Consider the following 14,300-nt stretch of genomic DNA (forward strand, 5'->3'; position numbering starts at 1 on the left):
GCGCGATCCAGCACCTCGCGGGCATGAAGGACTCGAAGGTGATCGTCGCGATCAATAAAGATCCGGAGGCGCCGATCTTCAGCGTCGCGGACTACGGCCTTGTCGGCGATCTGTTCACGCTCGTGCCCGAACTCGTGAACGAGCTCGGCTGACGAGCGGCGGAGCCGCAAACGCCGGCGTCGCCGCAAGGCGCCAGGCGCCAGGCGAATCGAAGGGGCGCGAGGATCACTCATCCGGCGCCCCTTTTTTATCGTGCAGGGAGGAGACAGACATGAGCTACACGGCACCCGTCAACGACATGCTGTTCGTGATGAAGGAACTGGCCGGACTCGACGACATCGCCGCATTGCCCGGCTATGAAGACGCGAACGCCGACACCGCGCAGGCGGTGCTCGACGAATCGGCGAAGTTCTGCGGCGAAGTGCTTGCGCCGCTCAATGTCGAAGGCGATCGCAATCCGAGCACATGGCGCGACGGCAACGTCACGACGACGCCCGGTTTCAAAGACGCGTTCCGCCAGTTCACGGCCGGTGGCTGGCAAAGCCTCCAGCATCCGCCCGAATACGAAGGCCAGGGCCTGCCGAAGCTGATCGCGACGCCTTGCCTCGAAATGCTGAACGCGTCGAACCTGTCGTTCGCGCTATGCCCGATGCTGACCGACGGCGCGATCGAAGCGCTGCTGACCGCGGGCAGCGAGGCGCAGAAGCAGGCCTATGTGCCGAAGCTGTTGTCGGGCGTCTGGACCGGCACGATGAACCTCACGGAACCGCAGGCCGGCTCCGATCTCGCGCTGGTGCGCACGCGCGCTGAGCCGCAGCCGGACGGCAGCTACAAGCTGTTCGGCACGAAAATCTTTATCACGTGGGGCGAGCACGATATGGCGGACAACATCGTCCACCTCGTGCTCGCGCGTACACCCGATGCGCCCGCGGGCGTGAAGGGCATTTCGCTTTTTATCGTGCCGAAGTTCGTCGGCGGTACGGACGGCGCTCATGGGGCGGCGGAGTTGGCCGGGGTGGCTGACAGGCGCAACGACGTGCATTGCGTGTCGATCGAGCACAAGCTCGGCATCAAGGCGAGCCCGACCGCTGTCCTGCAGTTCGGCGACCACGGCGGCGCCACCGGCTATCTGATCGGCGAGGAAAATCGCGGCCTCGAGTACATGTTCATCATGATGAACGCCGCGCGTTTCGCGGTCGGCGTGCAAGGCATCGCGATCTCGGACCGCGCGTATCAGAAGGCTGTCGCCTATGCGAAGGAGCGTGTGCAGAGCCGCCCCGTCGACGGTTCGGCGAAAGAGCCGGTCGCGATCATCCATCATCCGGACGTGCGCCGCATGCTGTCGACGATGCGCGCGCTGACCGAAGCGTCGCGTGCGCTCGCGTACGTCGCGGCGGCGCATTGCGATCTCGCGCGCCGTCATCCCGATGCGGCAATACGCGCCGGACACCAGGCGGTCTACGAATATCTCGTACCGATCGTGAAGGGCTGGAGCACGGAACTGTCACTCGACGTGACGAGCCTCGGCGTGCAGGTGCACGGCGGCATGGGCTTTATCGAAGAGACGGGCGCCGCGCAGTACTACCGCGATGCGCGCATTCTGCCGATCTACGAAGGCACGACCGCGATTCAGGCGAACGACCTCGTCGGCCGCAAGACGCTGCGCGATAACGGCGCGGTCGCCCAGCAACTGCTCGCACAGATTGCGCAGACCGTCGACGCGCTCGGCGCACAGCGCGGCGCCGCATTCGAATCGATGCGCCAGCAGCTGTCGCATGCGCATCACGCGCTGCAGGCCGCGGTGAACTTCGTGGTCTGGAATGCGAAGAACGATCCGAACGCGGTGTTTGCGGGCAGCGTGCCGTATCTGAAACTCGCGGGCATCGTGCTCGGCGGCTGGCAGATGGCGCGCGCGATGCTCGCCGCCGCACGCAAACGCAACGAAGACCCGTCGTTCTACGACGCGAAGATCGCTACTGCGCAGTTCTATGCCGAGCATGTGCTGCCGCAGGCCGCCGCGCTCGAAACGTCGATCGTCAGCGCACGAGGCGGCGAGGGCGTGCTCGGGCTGTCGGCGGATCAGTTCTGAATGAAGGTGGGCGCGTGACCCGCGCCGCAGCAGCATAGGCTGAAAAGAAGACGGCGCCTCGCTTTTGCGCGAGGCGCCGTCTTTGCATCAGGATCCGTGGCGGGGCAAGCCGCGCAAACGAAGCGCGCTGCCTGTATCGCTCCGCGCGTGCTTACGCATACGCCGGACGCGGCGTGCTGCCGAATTCGCGATGGTAGCGATGCACGGACAGATCGTTCGACTGGATCGCGGGCTTGCGGCCCGAGATCAGATCGGCGAGCAGTTGGCCCGAGCCGCATGACATCGTCCAGCCGAGCGTGCCGTGCCCCGTGTTCGTGAACAGGTTCGAAATCGGCGTGCGGCCGACGATCGGCGTGCCGTCTGGCGTCATCGGCCGCAGGCCGGTCCAGAAGGTTGCCTTCGACGTATCGCCGCCGCCCGGGAACAGGTCGTTGACGCACATTTCGAGCGTTTCGCGGCGCGCGTGCTTGAGCTGCTTGTCGAAGCCGACGATCTCGGCCATGCCGCCGACGCGGATCCGGTCGTCGAAGCGCGTGATCGCGATCTTGTACGTCTCGTCGAGCACGGTCGACACCGGTGCGGCCGCCGGATTCACGACCGGCGCCGTGATCGAATACCCCTTGAGCGGATAGACAGGAATCTTGATCAGATTCGCGAGGAACTGCGTCGAGTACGAACCGAGCGCGACGACGAAGGCATCGGCGCGCACCGTTTCCGCACCGCATTTCACGCCGCCGACACGGCCGCCGTCCATCAGCAGCGCGTCGATCGGCGTGTTGAAGCGAAAGCGCACGCCGATCTGTTCGGCCAGCGCGGCGAGCCGTGTGGTGAACAGCTGGCAGTCGCCCGTTTCGTCGCCGGGCAGGCGCAGGCCGCCGGTCAGCTTGTGCGCGGTGGCGGCGAGCGCCGGCTCGGCGCGCGCGAGCTCGGCAGGCATCAGCAATTCGTACGGAACGTTCGCTTCCTTGAGCACCGCGACGTCTTTCGCCGCGCCATCGAGTTGCTGCTGCGTGCGGAACAGTTGCAGCGTGCCGCCGGTGCGGCCTTCATAGTGGATGCCGGTCTCGGCGCGCAGCGCCTGCAGGCAGTCGCGGCTGTATTCGGCGAGGCGCACCATGCGCGACTTGTTCACTGCATAACGCTCCGACGTGCAATTGCGCAGCATCTGCCACATCCATTGCAACTGGAATTGCGTGCCGTCCAGCCGAATGGCGAGCGGCGCGTGCTTCTGGAACATCCACTTGACGGCCTTCAGCGGCACGCCCGGCGCGGCCCACGGCGACGCATAGCCGGGTGAAATCTGTCCCGCGTTGGCAAAGCTCGTCTCGAGCGCCGGTCCGGCCTCGCGATCGATCACGATGACCTCATGGCCCGCGCGGGCGAGATAATAAGCACTCGTCACGCCGACGACGCCACTGCCCAAGACGACTACACGCATTGCTCGACTCCCAGTAGTTTTCGAGGCATCCGGCGTCTTTGCTTGTGTGTCGATTCGCTGTCGGCTGGCCGATGTTCATGCTAACAGCGGATTAACAAGGCGATGCGCGGAATGTCTAGTGTTAACCGCTATACTATTGAGGTCCGTGTAGGTTTTGTTATTGTATTTTTTCAAATTTCAGTAATAAATAGAGATTCCAAGAGACCCCATCGATGAGAACGCAGCGTCAGCCAGTCCGCGCGCTCGACAAGATCGATCGCAAGATTCTCAAGGTGCTGCAACTGGACGGCCGTATCGCCATGAAAGACCTCGCCGAACAGGTCGGTCTGTCGGTCACGCCTTGCATCGAGCGCGTCAAGCGCATGGAGCGCGACGCCGTCATCACGGGCTATTTCGCGCGCGTGAATCCGGCCGAACTGGGCGCGGCGCTGCTCGTGTTCGTCGAAATCACGCTCGATCATAAAAGCGGCAACATGTTCGATCAGTTCCGGCGCGAGGTGCAGAAGATTCCGGAAGTGCTCGAGTGTCATCTGGTGTCTGGCGACTTCGACTATCTGATCAAGGCGCGAATCGGCGAAATGGCCGACTACCGGAAATTGCTCGGCGATATCCTGCTGCAGCTGCCCGGGGCCGTGCAGTCGAAAAGCTATGTAGTGATGGAGGAGATCAAGGAGACGCTGACGATTGCAGTGGGCGACTGATCGGCTAACGACGCGTTGTCGGTCTCGACAAACGGCGTAAACACTGTATATTTATACAGGTGCTTCGCCGCTTTTCAATGCCTTCCCGTGAACGACGCCGACCCCGATTCTTCTCACGTTTCTTCCACCGGTATTTCGCGCGACTCGTCATACGATTCGGACCGCGAATATCCGGTTGCGCCGCCTGCCCCGCGCAAGGGCCGCGGCGCGGTGACGAACCTGCAGGGCCGCTACGAAGTGGATCAGCGCGAAGCGGTCGACGACGGCTGGACAGCGTATACCGTGTCCGGCGAGGACGGCGAGCCCGGCGAAAGCCCCACGCTGCGCACCCAGGTATTCGAAGAGCACGCGAAGAGCATTCTTACTCACAACGCCTCGCCCGATATCCCGTTCAGCGTGTCGCTCAATCCGTACCGCGGTTGCGAGCATGGCTGCATTTATTGCTTCGCACGCCCGACGCACGCGTATCTGGGCTTGTCGCCGGGGCTCGATTTCGAAAGCCGGATCTACGCGAAGGTCAATGCGCCGGAGCTGCTTGCGCGCGAGCTGTCGAAGAAGAACTACGTGCCGGAGCCGATCGCGCTGGGCGTCAATACCGACGCGTGGCAACCGGTCGAGCGCGACTTGCGGTTGACGCGCCGCGTCGTCGAAGTGCTACACGATCGTCATCATCCGTTTGCTGCAATCACGAAGTCGTCGTTGATCGAGCGCGAACTCGATCTGCTCGTGCCGATGGCCGAGCGCGGCCAGGTGATGGCCGCGATCACGATCACGACGCTCGATGCCGATATCGCGCGCACGCTCGAGCCGCGCGCGGCAACGCCGTCGCGGCGTCTGCGCACGATCCGCACGCTTTCCGAGGCGGGCGTGCCGGTTGGCGTCAGCATCGCGCCGATCATTCCGTTCGTCACCGAACCCGACATGGAACGCGTGCTCGAAGCGTGCGCCGAAGCGGGGGCGACGAGCGCGAGCTATATCGTGTTGCGTCTGCCGTGGGAAGTCGCGCCGCTATTCAAGGACTGGCTGGCCGCGCATTTCCCGGACCGCGCCGATCGCGTGATGAGCCGTGTGCGCGATATGCGCGGCGGCAAGGACTACGATTCATCGTTCGCGCACCGGATGAAAGGCGAGGGGCTGTGGGCGGATCTGCTCAAGCAGCGTTTTGCGAAGGCAACGCGGCGGTTGGGGTTGAATGCGCGGCAGCACGGCATTCTCGATATGTCGCAGTTTCGCCGCGCCGAGACGCCGCCGCGGCCGGCGGCGGATGACCGGCAGCTCGATCTGTTCTAGGCGGTGGTGCCGGGATCAGCTATAGGGATGGGGTGAGGCGGCTATTGCGAAATCGACTTCGCCGCCTCGACCTGCGATTCGAAGTAAGTCTGGAACGTCAGCGCGAGGCCCGTCATCAGCAGAAACGCGCCCACCAGCAACGAAAAGATCACGACGAAGACGACGGTCCAGCCGGACTCGCTGTAGCGTTCGGTGTGCGCATTGAACTGCGCGTCCCATTTTTCGTCGGGGCGCAGTCCGTAGACGATCGCCGCCAGAAACGCGGCAAGCAGCGAGATCGCGCCCGGCACGACGAGCACCCAGCCGAGCATCGATGCGCGTTCGGTCGCCATGAGCAGCAGGAAGCCGGGCACCCCAATCAACATGCCGACGACATGCGCCCAGCCGAACACGTCGCGCGCGCCGTACAGATAGAAACGGTGCGCGCCGAGCGAGCCGAAGAAGAACGCGAGTGCGGCGGTCAGGGTTTTGGAGCGAAAACGCGCGGGATGCGAAGCGGCAGTCGACATGAAAGTAGGCAGCAAGGTGACGGGCGGCGCGGTCCGGTAACAGATAGCGGGCGAGCACCGACGCGCATTCTACGCCGCGATGCTCCGTGCCGGTCACGTGGCGTGGTGACGCGGCGGGCTGGCGGCGGGCTTGGCCGGCCATCGGCGCGCCCGCACCGCTCCATGCCGCCGTTGTTCAGATGTTTTGACGTGCTCGCAGCAGGGCTCGCGGGCGCGCCAACCGTCGACCGCGTTGTTCGACCGCGTTGTTATTTCGCGCCAGCGGATCGCGCGATCGTGCGGCGCGCTCAGTTTATCCCGGTAAGTGTTTGTTATGGCTTTGCTTTCCGGCTATAATCGCGTGTTTCAGTAGTTCCGAACCCGGTTTTCAAGGACTTTAAGTATGGTCATCATCCGCTTGGCTCGTGGCGGCTCGAAGAAGCGCCCGTTCTACAACATCGTCGCTACCGACTCGCGTAACCGCCGTGACGGCCGTTTCATCGAGCGCATCGGTTTCTACAACCCGGTCGCGACCAAGGGCGAAGCGCTGCGCATCGCGCAAGACCGCCTGACCCACTGGCAAAGCGTTGGCGCGCAACTGTCGGAAACGGTTGAGCGTCTCGTGAAGGAAGCGCAAAAGGCGCAACCGGCCGCTTAATGTGGCAAATGCGGTGGCAAATGCGGTGGCAAATGCGGTGGCAAATGCGGTGGCAAATGCGGTGGCAAATGCGGTGGCAAATGCGGCGGCAACTGAGTGTGACAACTGAGGTGGCAGCAATGAGCATCGGCCGCCAGCCGCGCACGGTGCGCGCGCAGTCAGCGCGGGTCGCCCGGTGCTTCGGTTTGACGGGTATCAGCAAGGAACTCGGCTGATGTCCACGCGTGATTCAGACAGTTCCGGTCGCGCGAAAGCGTCATCTGGCGCGTCGTTTGGGGTGTTTGCCCGCAAGCCTGCCAAGCCGGGCGCGGCAACGGCAGGCGCGAAAAGCGCCGCGGCTCCAGGGCCCGCTGAAATTCAGCAAGCCGTAACCATGCAGGCTGAATCGACCGAAAGCTGGCCGGACGACGCGATCGAAGTCGGCGCCATCGTCGACGCTTATGGTCTCAAAGGCTGGGTCAAGCTTGCCGCGCATGCGGGCGGCGGTCAGGGCGGCGACGCGTTGCTCAACGCAAAGCGCTGGTGGCTGCTGAAAGCGCCGCAACACGGTCAGCTACAAGGCGGTGCGCGCGCACAAGACCGCAAGTCCGTGCCGGTCAAACAGTCGAAAGTGCACGGCGACAGCATCGTCGCGCAGCTGGGCGGCCTCGCCGATCGCGATGAAGCGCTGCTGTTGCGCGGCTACCGCGTGTACGTTCGCCGCAGCGACTTTCCGGCGCTCGAAGCGGACGAGTACTACTGGGTCGACCTGCTCGGCCTCGACGTCGTCAACGAGGCGGGCGTCGAACTGGGCAAAGTGGCCGACATGATCGACAACGGCGCGCAGTCGGTATTGCGTATCGAATATCCGGCCGCCGGGACAGACGGCAAGCCGGCCACCGGCGAGCGGCTCATTCCGTTTGTCGGTGTCTATGTGAAGACGGTGGATCAGACGGCGAAGCGCATCATCGTCGACTGGGAAGCCGATTACTGAATGATTCGCTGAAGGGGAGAGCGATGCAGTTCGACGTCGTCACGCTCTTTCCGGACATGTTTTGCGCGCTGACCGACTGGGGCATCACGAGCCGCGCGGCGAAGCAGCAGCGCTTCGGGTTGCGCACGTGGAATCCGCGCGATTTCACGACCGACAACTACCGCACGGTCGATGACCGTCCGTACGGCGGCGGCCCTGGCATGGTGATGCTGGCCAGACCGCTCGAAGACGCGATCGGCGCGGCGAAAGCGGCGCAGGCGGAGCAGGGTATTACCGGCTCGCGCGTCGTGATGATGTCGCCGCAAGGCAAGACGCTCGATCACGGCAGCGTGATGCGTTTCGCGGCGCAGCCGGGCCTGATCCTGCTGTGCGGCCGGTATGAGGCGATCGACCAGCGGCTCGTCGAGCGCTGCGTCGATGAAGAAATGAGCCTCGGCGACTTCGTGCTGTCAGGCGGCGAGCTTCCCGCGATGGCATTGATGGACGCCGTGGTTCGGCAGTTGCCGGGCGTGCTCAACGATGCGCAGTCGGCGGTGCAGGACAGCTTCGTCGATGGTTTGCTCGACTGTCCGCACTACACGCGGCCCGAAGAATACCAGGGCGTGCGTGTGCCCGATGTGCTGCTCGGCGGCCATCATGCGGAAATCGAGCTTTGGCGCCGGCGCGAAGCGCTGCGCAATACGCTCGAAAAGCGGCCCGATCTGATCGATCGGGCGCGCACGAACAGGTTGTTGAGCCGTGCCGATGAGGCATGGCTCGCAAGTCTCGCGAGTCGCGAGACATAGGCGGAACCGTTCATGCGTGAACGGTTCCAGTGGTGAACCCATCCTCTATCGGGGCCGTAGCCGGGCGTCGCAGCCACATCGCGCGTCAGGCAGGTACGAACGCCGACAAGATGGCATAAGGAGTCAATCGTGAATCTGATTGAAAAACTCGAGCAGGAAGAAATCGAGCGCGCGCTCGCCGGCAAGACCATCCCCGAATTCGCCCCCGGCGATACGGTGATCGTCAACGTGAACGTCGTCGAAGGTAACCGCAAGCGCGTTCAGGCGTACGAAGGCGTCGTGATCGCGAAGCGTAACCGTGGTCTGAACTCGTCGTTTATCGTCCGCAAGATCTCGTCGGGCGAAGGTGTCGAACGTACGTTCCAGACGTACTCGCCGTTGCTCGCGAGCATTGTTGTGAAGCGTCGCGGTGACGTGCGTCGCGCAAAGCTGTACTACCTGCGCGAGCGTTCGGGCAAGTCGGCGCGGATCAAGGAAAAGCTGGTGTCGAAAGACCGCGCTGCCCAGGAGTAAAAGCTGTAAGAAAAAGCACCCACCCCGGGTGCTTTTTTCTTGAGTGGTTCAGAATAGCGAGGTATCCAATTTTTACCCGCTACCGGGGTTGCCATTGTCCCGTCCCGTCCGTCCTCCTCGTCCGGTCTTCGAGCCCGAATCCCTGCCTGTCGAATCGACGGGTGCCGATCTGCCCGCGGTCACACCTGAACGCCTGAGCGCGGACGGTCTGCGCGCGCGCTTCGAACAGCAGCTGCGCTGGGAACCCGAGCCTCGCGAAGTGCTCTGGCGCGACGATATCGACCCACGCGTCGCCGCGGTGCTGATTCCGCTCGTCGTGCGCGAGTCGGACATCACCGTGTTGCTCACGCAGCGCGCGGACCATCTGAGCGATCACGCCGGGCAGGTGAGCTTTCCCGGCGGCCGTCATGAGCCGGCCGACGCCGACACCATCGCGACCGCGTTGCGCGAAGCGCAGGAAGAAGTGAGCCTCGACCCGCAGCGAGTCGAAGTACTGGGTGCGCTGCCCGACTATCTGACGAGCACCGGCTTTCGCGTCACGCCCGTGGTCGGCCTCGTGCATCCGCCGTTCACGGTGCACGCGGATACGCTTGAAGTGGCCGATATCTTCGAAGTGCCGCTCGCGTTCCTGATGAACCCGGCGAATCATCAGGTGCGCGTGTTGCGCTGGGAGCAGGGCGAGCGTCGCTTTTTTGCAATGCCTTATCCGCGCGCCGATCGAAGCGGGACGGGCGGCCATTACTTTATCTGGGGCGCAACGGCCGGCATGTTGCGCAATTTCTATCGCTTCCTCGCCGCTTGACGACTGCCGGCCGTGCGCAGGCGCGCGCGAGGCTCGCCTGGTCGCACTGTCGCTTTGTAACCGCAGCCGATCGTACACATCAGACCCTGTGCTATCTTACGGAACGAACGCAAAGGTCGGATGTGAAACCCGGTAAAGCCCGGCAAAACTCGCAATAACTCGAATAGCACGGCGCATCGCATGACTTTTTTTTCCGTATTGCTGGCTCTGATTCTCGAACAGGTCCGTGCGCTGTCGCCGAGCAACCCGATCGCGTCACTGCTTCAGTACCACGCGGAATCGACCGCGCATGGCTTCGATGCCGGCAAGGAAAGACATGGCGTGCTCGCGTGGCTCGTCGTCGTGCTGCCGTGGACGCTCGCGGTCGGCCTCGTCTATTTCGTGCTGTACCAGATTCACTTCGCTCTGGCGTTTCTGTGGAACGTCGTGGTGGTCTACTTCACGCTCGGCTTCCGGCAGTTCAGCCACTATTTCACCGATATCCATCTCGCGCTCAATAACGACGACGTGCCGCGCGCCCGCGAGATTCTCAACGAATGGACCGGCATCGACACGGTCGATATGCCGGTCAGCGAGATCGTGCGCCATACGCTGATTCACGCGGTCGTCGCGTCGCATCGGCATGTGTTCGGCGTCTTCTTCTGGTTCCTCGTGCCGATCGGCCCGGCGGGCGCCGTGTTGTACCGCGTCGCCGAGTATCTCGCGCGCGCGTGGTCGCAGCCGGTCGAGGAACGCACCGCCGCGTTCTCGACGTTCGCGCAGCGCGCGTTCTTCGTGATCGACTGGATACCGGCGCGGCTGACGTCGCTGGGTTTTGCGATCGTCGGCAATTTCGAGGACGCGATTTACGCGTGGCGCAACCATGCGCGTCAATGGCCCGATCCGAACGACGGTGTGCTGCTCGCGGCCGGCAGCGGCGCGCTCGGCGCCCGCCTGTCGGGCCCGCTCGCGGAGATCTCGAGCCTCGATGCGCTTGCGACCGGTGACGGCGGTCCGCTGTCGGTCGGCGACGACTGCACGCCGCGCACGCTGCAATCGGCGGTCGGCCTCGTCTGGCGCGCGGTGATCCTGTGGATGATCCTGCTGCTGATGCTGACGATCGCGGTCTGGTTATCGTGAGCTTGCGCCGCATACCCGCCGGACCCGCCAGCCTCCGCTGAGCCTGAACCGGGCACGGCGGCGGCTAAAGCTAAAGCTAAAGCCACGCCTCGCAATTCAGCGGCCTCGACCGCATCCGCCGCCGAACCTCATCCATCCAGCGGATTACGCGGCGTCCCGCACTGCCAGCACACCGTGAACTGCGCCTCGAGCATTTCTCCGCAGTGACCGCAGCGCCATCCGGGCGTCCCGGCCGCCGGCCCGCGCGACGCGACGTCGATCAACCTTCTGGCCAGCGCTTCGTCGCGTTCGTCGACGAGCCACAACTCGGGCGCGCACTGCTCAGCCGGAATCTCGCCTAACGCGCCATTCAGATAGCGGTTATGCAGCTCACATGCGACACCCGCGGCCGCGAGCAGATTGACCCAGTGCTGGCCGATCAGCAGATTCGGTGCACGCAGCAGTTTGATCATCGATCAGCGCACCACCTGGCTTGCCTCGTGCACGAGCTGCGCATAGAGCGCGTGACGCTCGCGCGCGATGCGGCCGTCGGCGACGGCTTCGAGAATGGCGCAGCCCGGTTCGTGCAGATGATGGCAGTTGTAGAACCGGCAGTGCGCCAGCAGCGGCCGGAATTCGGGAAACGCGCGTTCGAGCTTGCCTTCGGTCAAATGATGCAAGCCGAACTCCTGGAAGCCGGGCGAGTCGATCAGCGCGCCACCGTGGTGAGCCTGGTCGGGATCCGATAGCGGATAGAGACGCGTGAACGTCGTCGTATGCCGGCCGCTATTGAGCGCAGTGGAAATCTCGCGCGTCGCGGCTTCGGCATCGGGCACGATCAGGTTCACGAGCGTCGATTTCCCCATCCCGGACTGGCCGAGCAGCAGCGTCGCGTGGCCGTGCAGATGTTCGATCAGCGTGGCGCGCGCGGCATCGGGCTGCGTTCTGATCGACATTTCGAGCACGGTATAGCCGAGCGTGCGATACCGCGCGAGACGCTGACGCGCAAGCGGCAGCGCGGCCTCGACGTCGGTCTTGTTCAGCACGATAAGCGGCTTCAGGTCGTTCGCTTCAGCCGCGACGAGCGCGCGGCCGAGCAGATCTTCGCTGAAATGCGGCTCGGTCGCGAGCACGATCAGTAGCTGATCGAGGTTCGCGGCAAAGAGTTTCGACTTGTACTGATCGGACCGGTACAGCAGATTGCGCCGCTCGCCGATTTCGACGATCACGCCCTGGTCGGCCGACGTCATCTCGTAGACAACGTGATCGCCGACCGCCACCTCGCTGCGCTTGCCGCGCGGAAAGCATTGCAGCATCGCACCGCCGCCCGCCGGCGCGACGATGTAATGGCGCCCGTGTGCGGCGATCACGAGCCCGCTCGCGCGGCCTGCGGGCCGCGCGTCAGCCGCGTTTGCCGGGCTTCTGGCGCCGCGTCCGGCCTGACGGCCGCTCATGCGTGTTGCAGCAGCCGGTCGATCCGCTGCGACGCGGGCGGATGCGAGTAGTAGAACGCGGTATAAAGCGGATCGGGCGTCAGCGTCGACGCATTGTCCTCATACAGCTTGACGAGCGCGCTGACGAGATCCTTCGCATCGGTCTGCGAGGCGGCGAACGCGTCGGCTTCGAACTCGTGCTTGCGCGAGCTCAGGCTGCCAAGCGGCGTGACGAAGAACAGGAACACGGGCACCGCGAGGAAGAACAGCACGAGCGCGAGGCCATCGTTGCTGCCCGAAAGCGACGGCCGCACGCCGAGCCCTTCGTAGAACCACACGCGCTGCGACAGCCAGCCGAGCAGCGCGAGCATCGCAAGGCTCAGTGCGAACGTGACGAGCATCCGTTTGATCACATGGCGGCGCTTGAAGTGCCCGAGCTCGTGCGCGAGCACTGCCTCGATTTCGCTGCCCGACAGGCGCGCCAGCAGCGTATCGAAGAACACGATGCGCTTGGCCGCGCCGAAGCCCGTGAAGTACGCGTTGCCGTGCGCGGAGCGGCGGCTGCCGTCCATCACGAAGAGACCCTTGGCGGCGAACCCGCAGCGTTTCATCAGCGCTTCGATGCGGCTTTTCAGCGCTTCGTCCTTCAGCGGCTCGAACTTGTTGAAGATCGGCGCAATCAGGGTGGGATACAGCACGAGCACGAGCATCTGGAACCCGACCCAGACGATCCACGTCCACAGCCACCAGAGGCTGCCCGCCTGGTCCATCAGCCACAGCACGACGAAGAGCAGCGGCAGGCCGAACGCGGCGCCGAGCAGCACGCCTTTCACGCGATCGGCGAAGAAGATGCGCTTTGTCATCCGGTTAAAGCCGAAGCGCTCCTCGACGCTGAACTGCCGGTAATAGTCGAACGGCAAGTCGATGATGCCGGTGATCGCGACGACGGCCGCTACCAGCACGATCTGACCGACAAAGCCGCGCCCGAGCCAGCCGGAGATGCCGGAATCGAGCGCCTGCACGCCGCCTAGCAGCGTGAGGGCGATCAGCACGGCCGCGCTGACGACGATCTCGGCCATCGTCAGCCGCGTGCGCTCGACCGTGTAGTCGGCGGCGCGCTGATGCGCGGTCAGCGGAATCTTCGCGGCGAATTGCGGCGGCACGTCGGCGCGATGCGCGGCGACGAAGCGGATCTGTCGCGACGCAAGCCACAGCTTCGTCGCGACCATCGCCAGAACGGCGATCACGAACAGAATGGAGAAGTACACAATGGGCATCCGGAAGTCCGTGGTAACTATGCGACAATTATAGAGTTGTTCGTGCCGGCGGGCGCCTTCCACATCGGCCAGACAGGCCGGGGACCATACAGGCCATCCTGCCGGATTCTCACCTGAGTCCACCTCCGATGACCGACATCCTCGACCCCGCCGCCGCGCCGCTCGTGCCTGCGCGCAGCGAAATGAACCTTATCTGGCTCGACATGGAAATGACCGGGCTCGATCCGGACAACGACCGCATCATCGAAATCGCTGTCGTCGTGACGAATTCGCAGCTCGACAAGGTCATCGAAGGCCCGGTTCTCGCGATCCATCAAAGCGACGAAACGCTCGACAAGATGGACGAGTGGAATCGCAATACGCACGGCCGTTCGGGCCTGATCGACCGGGTGCGCGCATCGGCCGTCGACGAAGCCGCCGCCACCGCGCAGATCCGCGCGTTTCTCGGCGCATACGTGCCGCCCGGCAAATCGCCGATGTGCGGCAACTCGATCTGCCAGGATCGCCGCTTCATGGCGCGCTGGATGCCGGAACTCGAAGCGTTCTTCCATTACCGGAACCTCGACGTCAGCACGCTGAAAGAACTGTGCCGGCGCTGGCAGCCTGCGATCTACAAAGGGTTTCAGAAGCGCGCGATGCATACCGCGCTGGCCGATATCCATGAATCGATCGACGAATTGCGCTACTACCGGCAGCATTTCCTGATTCCGGAAGCGAGTGCACCGGTAACGGATACGCCCGCGAAGTAGCGGTAA

The 14,300-nt window shown here is 64.0% G+C and carries 15 protein-coding genes and 1 pseudogene; 11 read left to right on the forward strand and 5 right to left on the reverse strand.

Features of this window, described 5'->3' with window-relative positions; translation table 11 throughout:
- Both ACYPXD_RS33180 and ACYPXD_RS33185 read left to right on the forward strand, forming a co-directional pair.
- A pseudogene (locus ACYPXD_RS33180) lies at positions 1–152 on the forward strand (electron transfer flavoprotein subunit alpha/FixB family protein); the annotation flags it as partial.
- A gap of 119 nt (positions 153–271) precedes the next feature.
- On the forward strand, positions 272–2,089 hold the full coding sequence (locus ACYPXD_RS33185; RefSeq protein ID WP_459722469.1) for an acyl-CoA dehydrogenase: 1,818 nt from the start codon (positions 272–274) through the stop codon (positions 2,087–2,089).
- A 151-nt stretch (positions 2,090–2,240) separates the two neighbouring features.
- Here the strand turns inward: ACYPXD_RS33185 and ACYPXD_RS33190 are convergent, their stop codons facing one another.
- Positions 2,241–3,527, reverse strand: coding sequence for a D-amino acid dehydrogenase (locus ACYPXD_RS33190; RefSeq protein ID WP_459722471.1), 1,287 nt, complete (start codon positions 3,525–3,527; stop codon positions 2,241–2,243).
- A gap of 212 nt (positions 3,528–3,739) precedes the next feature.
- Here ACYPXD_RS33190 and ACYPXD_RS33195 point away from each other — a divergent pair, with 212 nt between their 5' ends.
- On the forward strand, positions 3,740–4,228 hold the full coding sequence (locus tag ACYPXD_RS33195; RefSeq protein ID WP_459722475.1) for an Lrp/AsnC ligand binding domain-containing protein: 489 nt from the start codon (positions 3,740–3,742) through the stop codon (positions 4,226–4,228).
- A 132-nt stretch (positions 4,229–4,360) separates the two neighbouring features.
- Entirely contained in the window at positions 4,361–5,518 is a 1,158-nt protein-coding gene (locus tag ACYPXD_RS33200; protein WP_459723079.1) for a PA0069 family radical SAM protein, read from the forward strand.
- Positions 5,519–5,559: 41 nt separating this feature from the next.
- On the opposite strand, the gene ACYPXD_RS33205 is transcribed toward ACYPXD_RS33200, so the two are convergent.
- Positions 5,560–6,027: an NINE protein gene (locus tag ACYPXD_RS33205; RefSeq protein WP_459722479.1), complete on the reverse strand. Its 468-nt coding sequence runs from the start codon at positions 6,025–6,027 to the stop codon at positions 5,560–5,562.
- A gap of 382 nt (positions 6,028–6,409) precedes the next feature.
- Between ACYPXD_RS33205 and rpsP the strand changes: the two genes are divergently transcribed.
- From rpsP to ACYPXD_RS33235, 6 genes are all read left to right on the forward strand, one after another.
- Positions 6,410–6,664, forward strand: a complete 255-nt coding sequence (gene rpsP, locus ACYPXD_RS33210) for a 30S ribosomal protein S16 (protein WP_459722482.1) — start codon at positions 6,410–6,412, stop codon at positions 6,662–6,664.
- A 214-nt stretch (positions 6,665–6,878) separates the two neighbouring features.
- Complete coding sequence (gene rimM / locus ACYPXD_RS33215; RefSeq protein ID WP_459722485.1) at positions 6,879–7,637, forward strand: ribosome maturation factor RimM; 759 nt, start codon at positions 6,879–6,881, stop codon at positions 7,635–7,637.
- Between the two features lie 23 nt (positions 7,638–7,660).
- Complete coding sequence (trmD, locus tag ACYPXD_RS33220) at positions 7,661–8,422, forward strand: tRNA (guanosine(37)-N1)-methyltransferase TrmD (protein WP_459722488.1); 762 nt, start codon at positions 7,661–7,663, stop codon at positions 8,420–8,422.
- 129 nt (positions 8,423–8,551) lie between these two features.
- A complete protein-coding gene (gene rplS, locus ACYPXD_RS33225; protein WP_219799317.1) occupies positions 8,552–8,935 on the forward strand; it encodes a 50S ribosomal protein L19 in 384 nt (127 codons plus the stop codon).
- Positions 8,936–9,029: 94 nt separating this feature from the next.
- A complete protein-coding gene (locus ACYPXD_RS33230) occupies positions 9,030–9,737 on the forward strand; it encodes a CoA pyrophosphatase (protein WP_459722496.1) in 708 nt (235 codons plus the stop codon).
- Between the two features lie 180 nt (positions 9,738–9,917).
- Positions 9,918–10,856, forward strand: coding sequence for a CobD/CbiB family protein (locus ACYPXD_RS33235; protein WP_459722499.1), 939 nt, complete (start codon positions 9,918–9,920; stop codon positions 10,854–10,856).
- A 128-nt stretch (positions 10,857–10,984) separates the two neighbouring features.
- Here the strand turns inward: ACYPXD_RS33235 and ACYPXD_RS33240 are convergent, their stop codons facing one another.
- Genes ACYPXD_RS33240 through ACYPXD_RS33250 form a run of 3 tightly spaced genes read right to left on the reverse strand, consistent with a single transcriptional unit; the run spans position 10,985 to position 13,545 of the window.
- Positions 10,985–11,305, reverse strand: a complete 321-nt coding sequence (locus ACYPXD_RS33240; protein WP_459723083.1) for a putative signal transducing protein — start codon at positions 11,303–11,305, stop codon at positions 10,985–10,987.
- 6 nt (positions 11,306–11,311) lie between these two features.
- Positions 11,312–12,289 carry a ribosome small subunit-dependent GTPase A gene (rsgA, locus tag ACYPXD_RS33245; protein WP_459722502.1) on the reverse strand — a complete coding sequence of 326 codons (978 nt, stop codon included), beginning with the start codon at positions 12,287–12,289 and terminating at the stop codon, positions 11,312–11,314.
- A complete protein-coding gene (locus ACYPXD_RS33250; protein WP_459722505.1) occupies positions 12,286–13,545 on the reverse strand; it encodes a M48 family metallopeptidase in 1,260 nt (419 codons plus the stop codon). The genes rsgA and ACYPXD_RS33250 overlap by 4 nt, the downstream gene beginning before the upstream one ends.
- Before the next feature lie 128 nt (positions 13,546–13,673).
- Here ACYPXD_RS33250 and orn point away from each other — a divergent pair, with 128 nt between their 5' ends.
- Positions 13,674–14,294, forward strand: a complete 621-nt coding sequence (orn, locus tag ACYPXD_RS33255; protein WP_459722508.1) for an oligoribonuclease — start codon at positions 13,674–13,676, stop codon at positions 14,292–14,294.
- Positions 14,295–14,300 lie beyond the last annotated feature (6 nt).

It is taken from the genome of Paraburkholderia sp. 2C, from assembly GCF_054589215.1.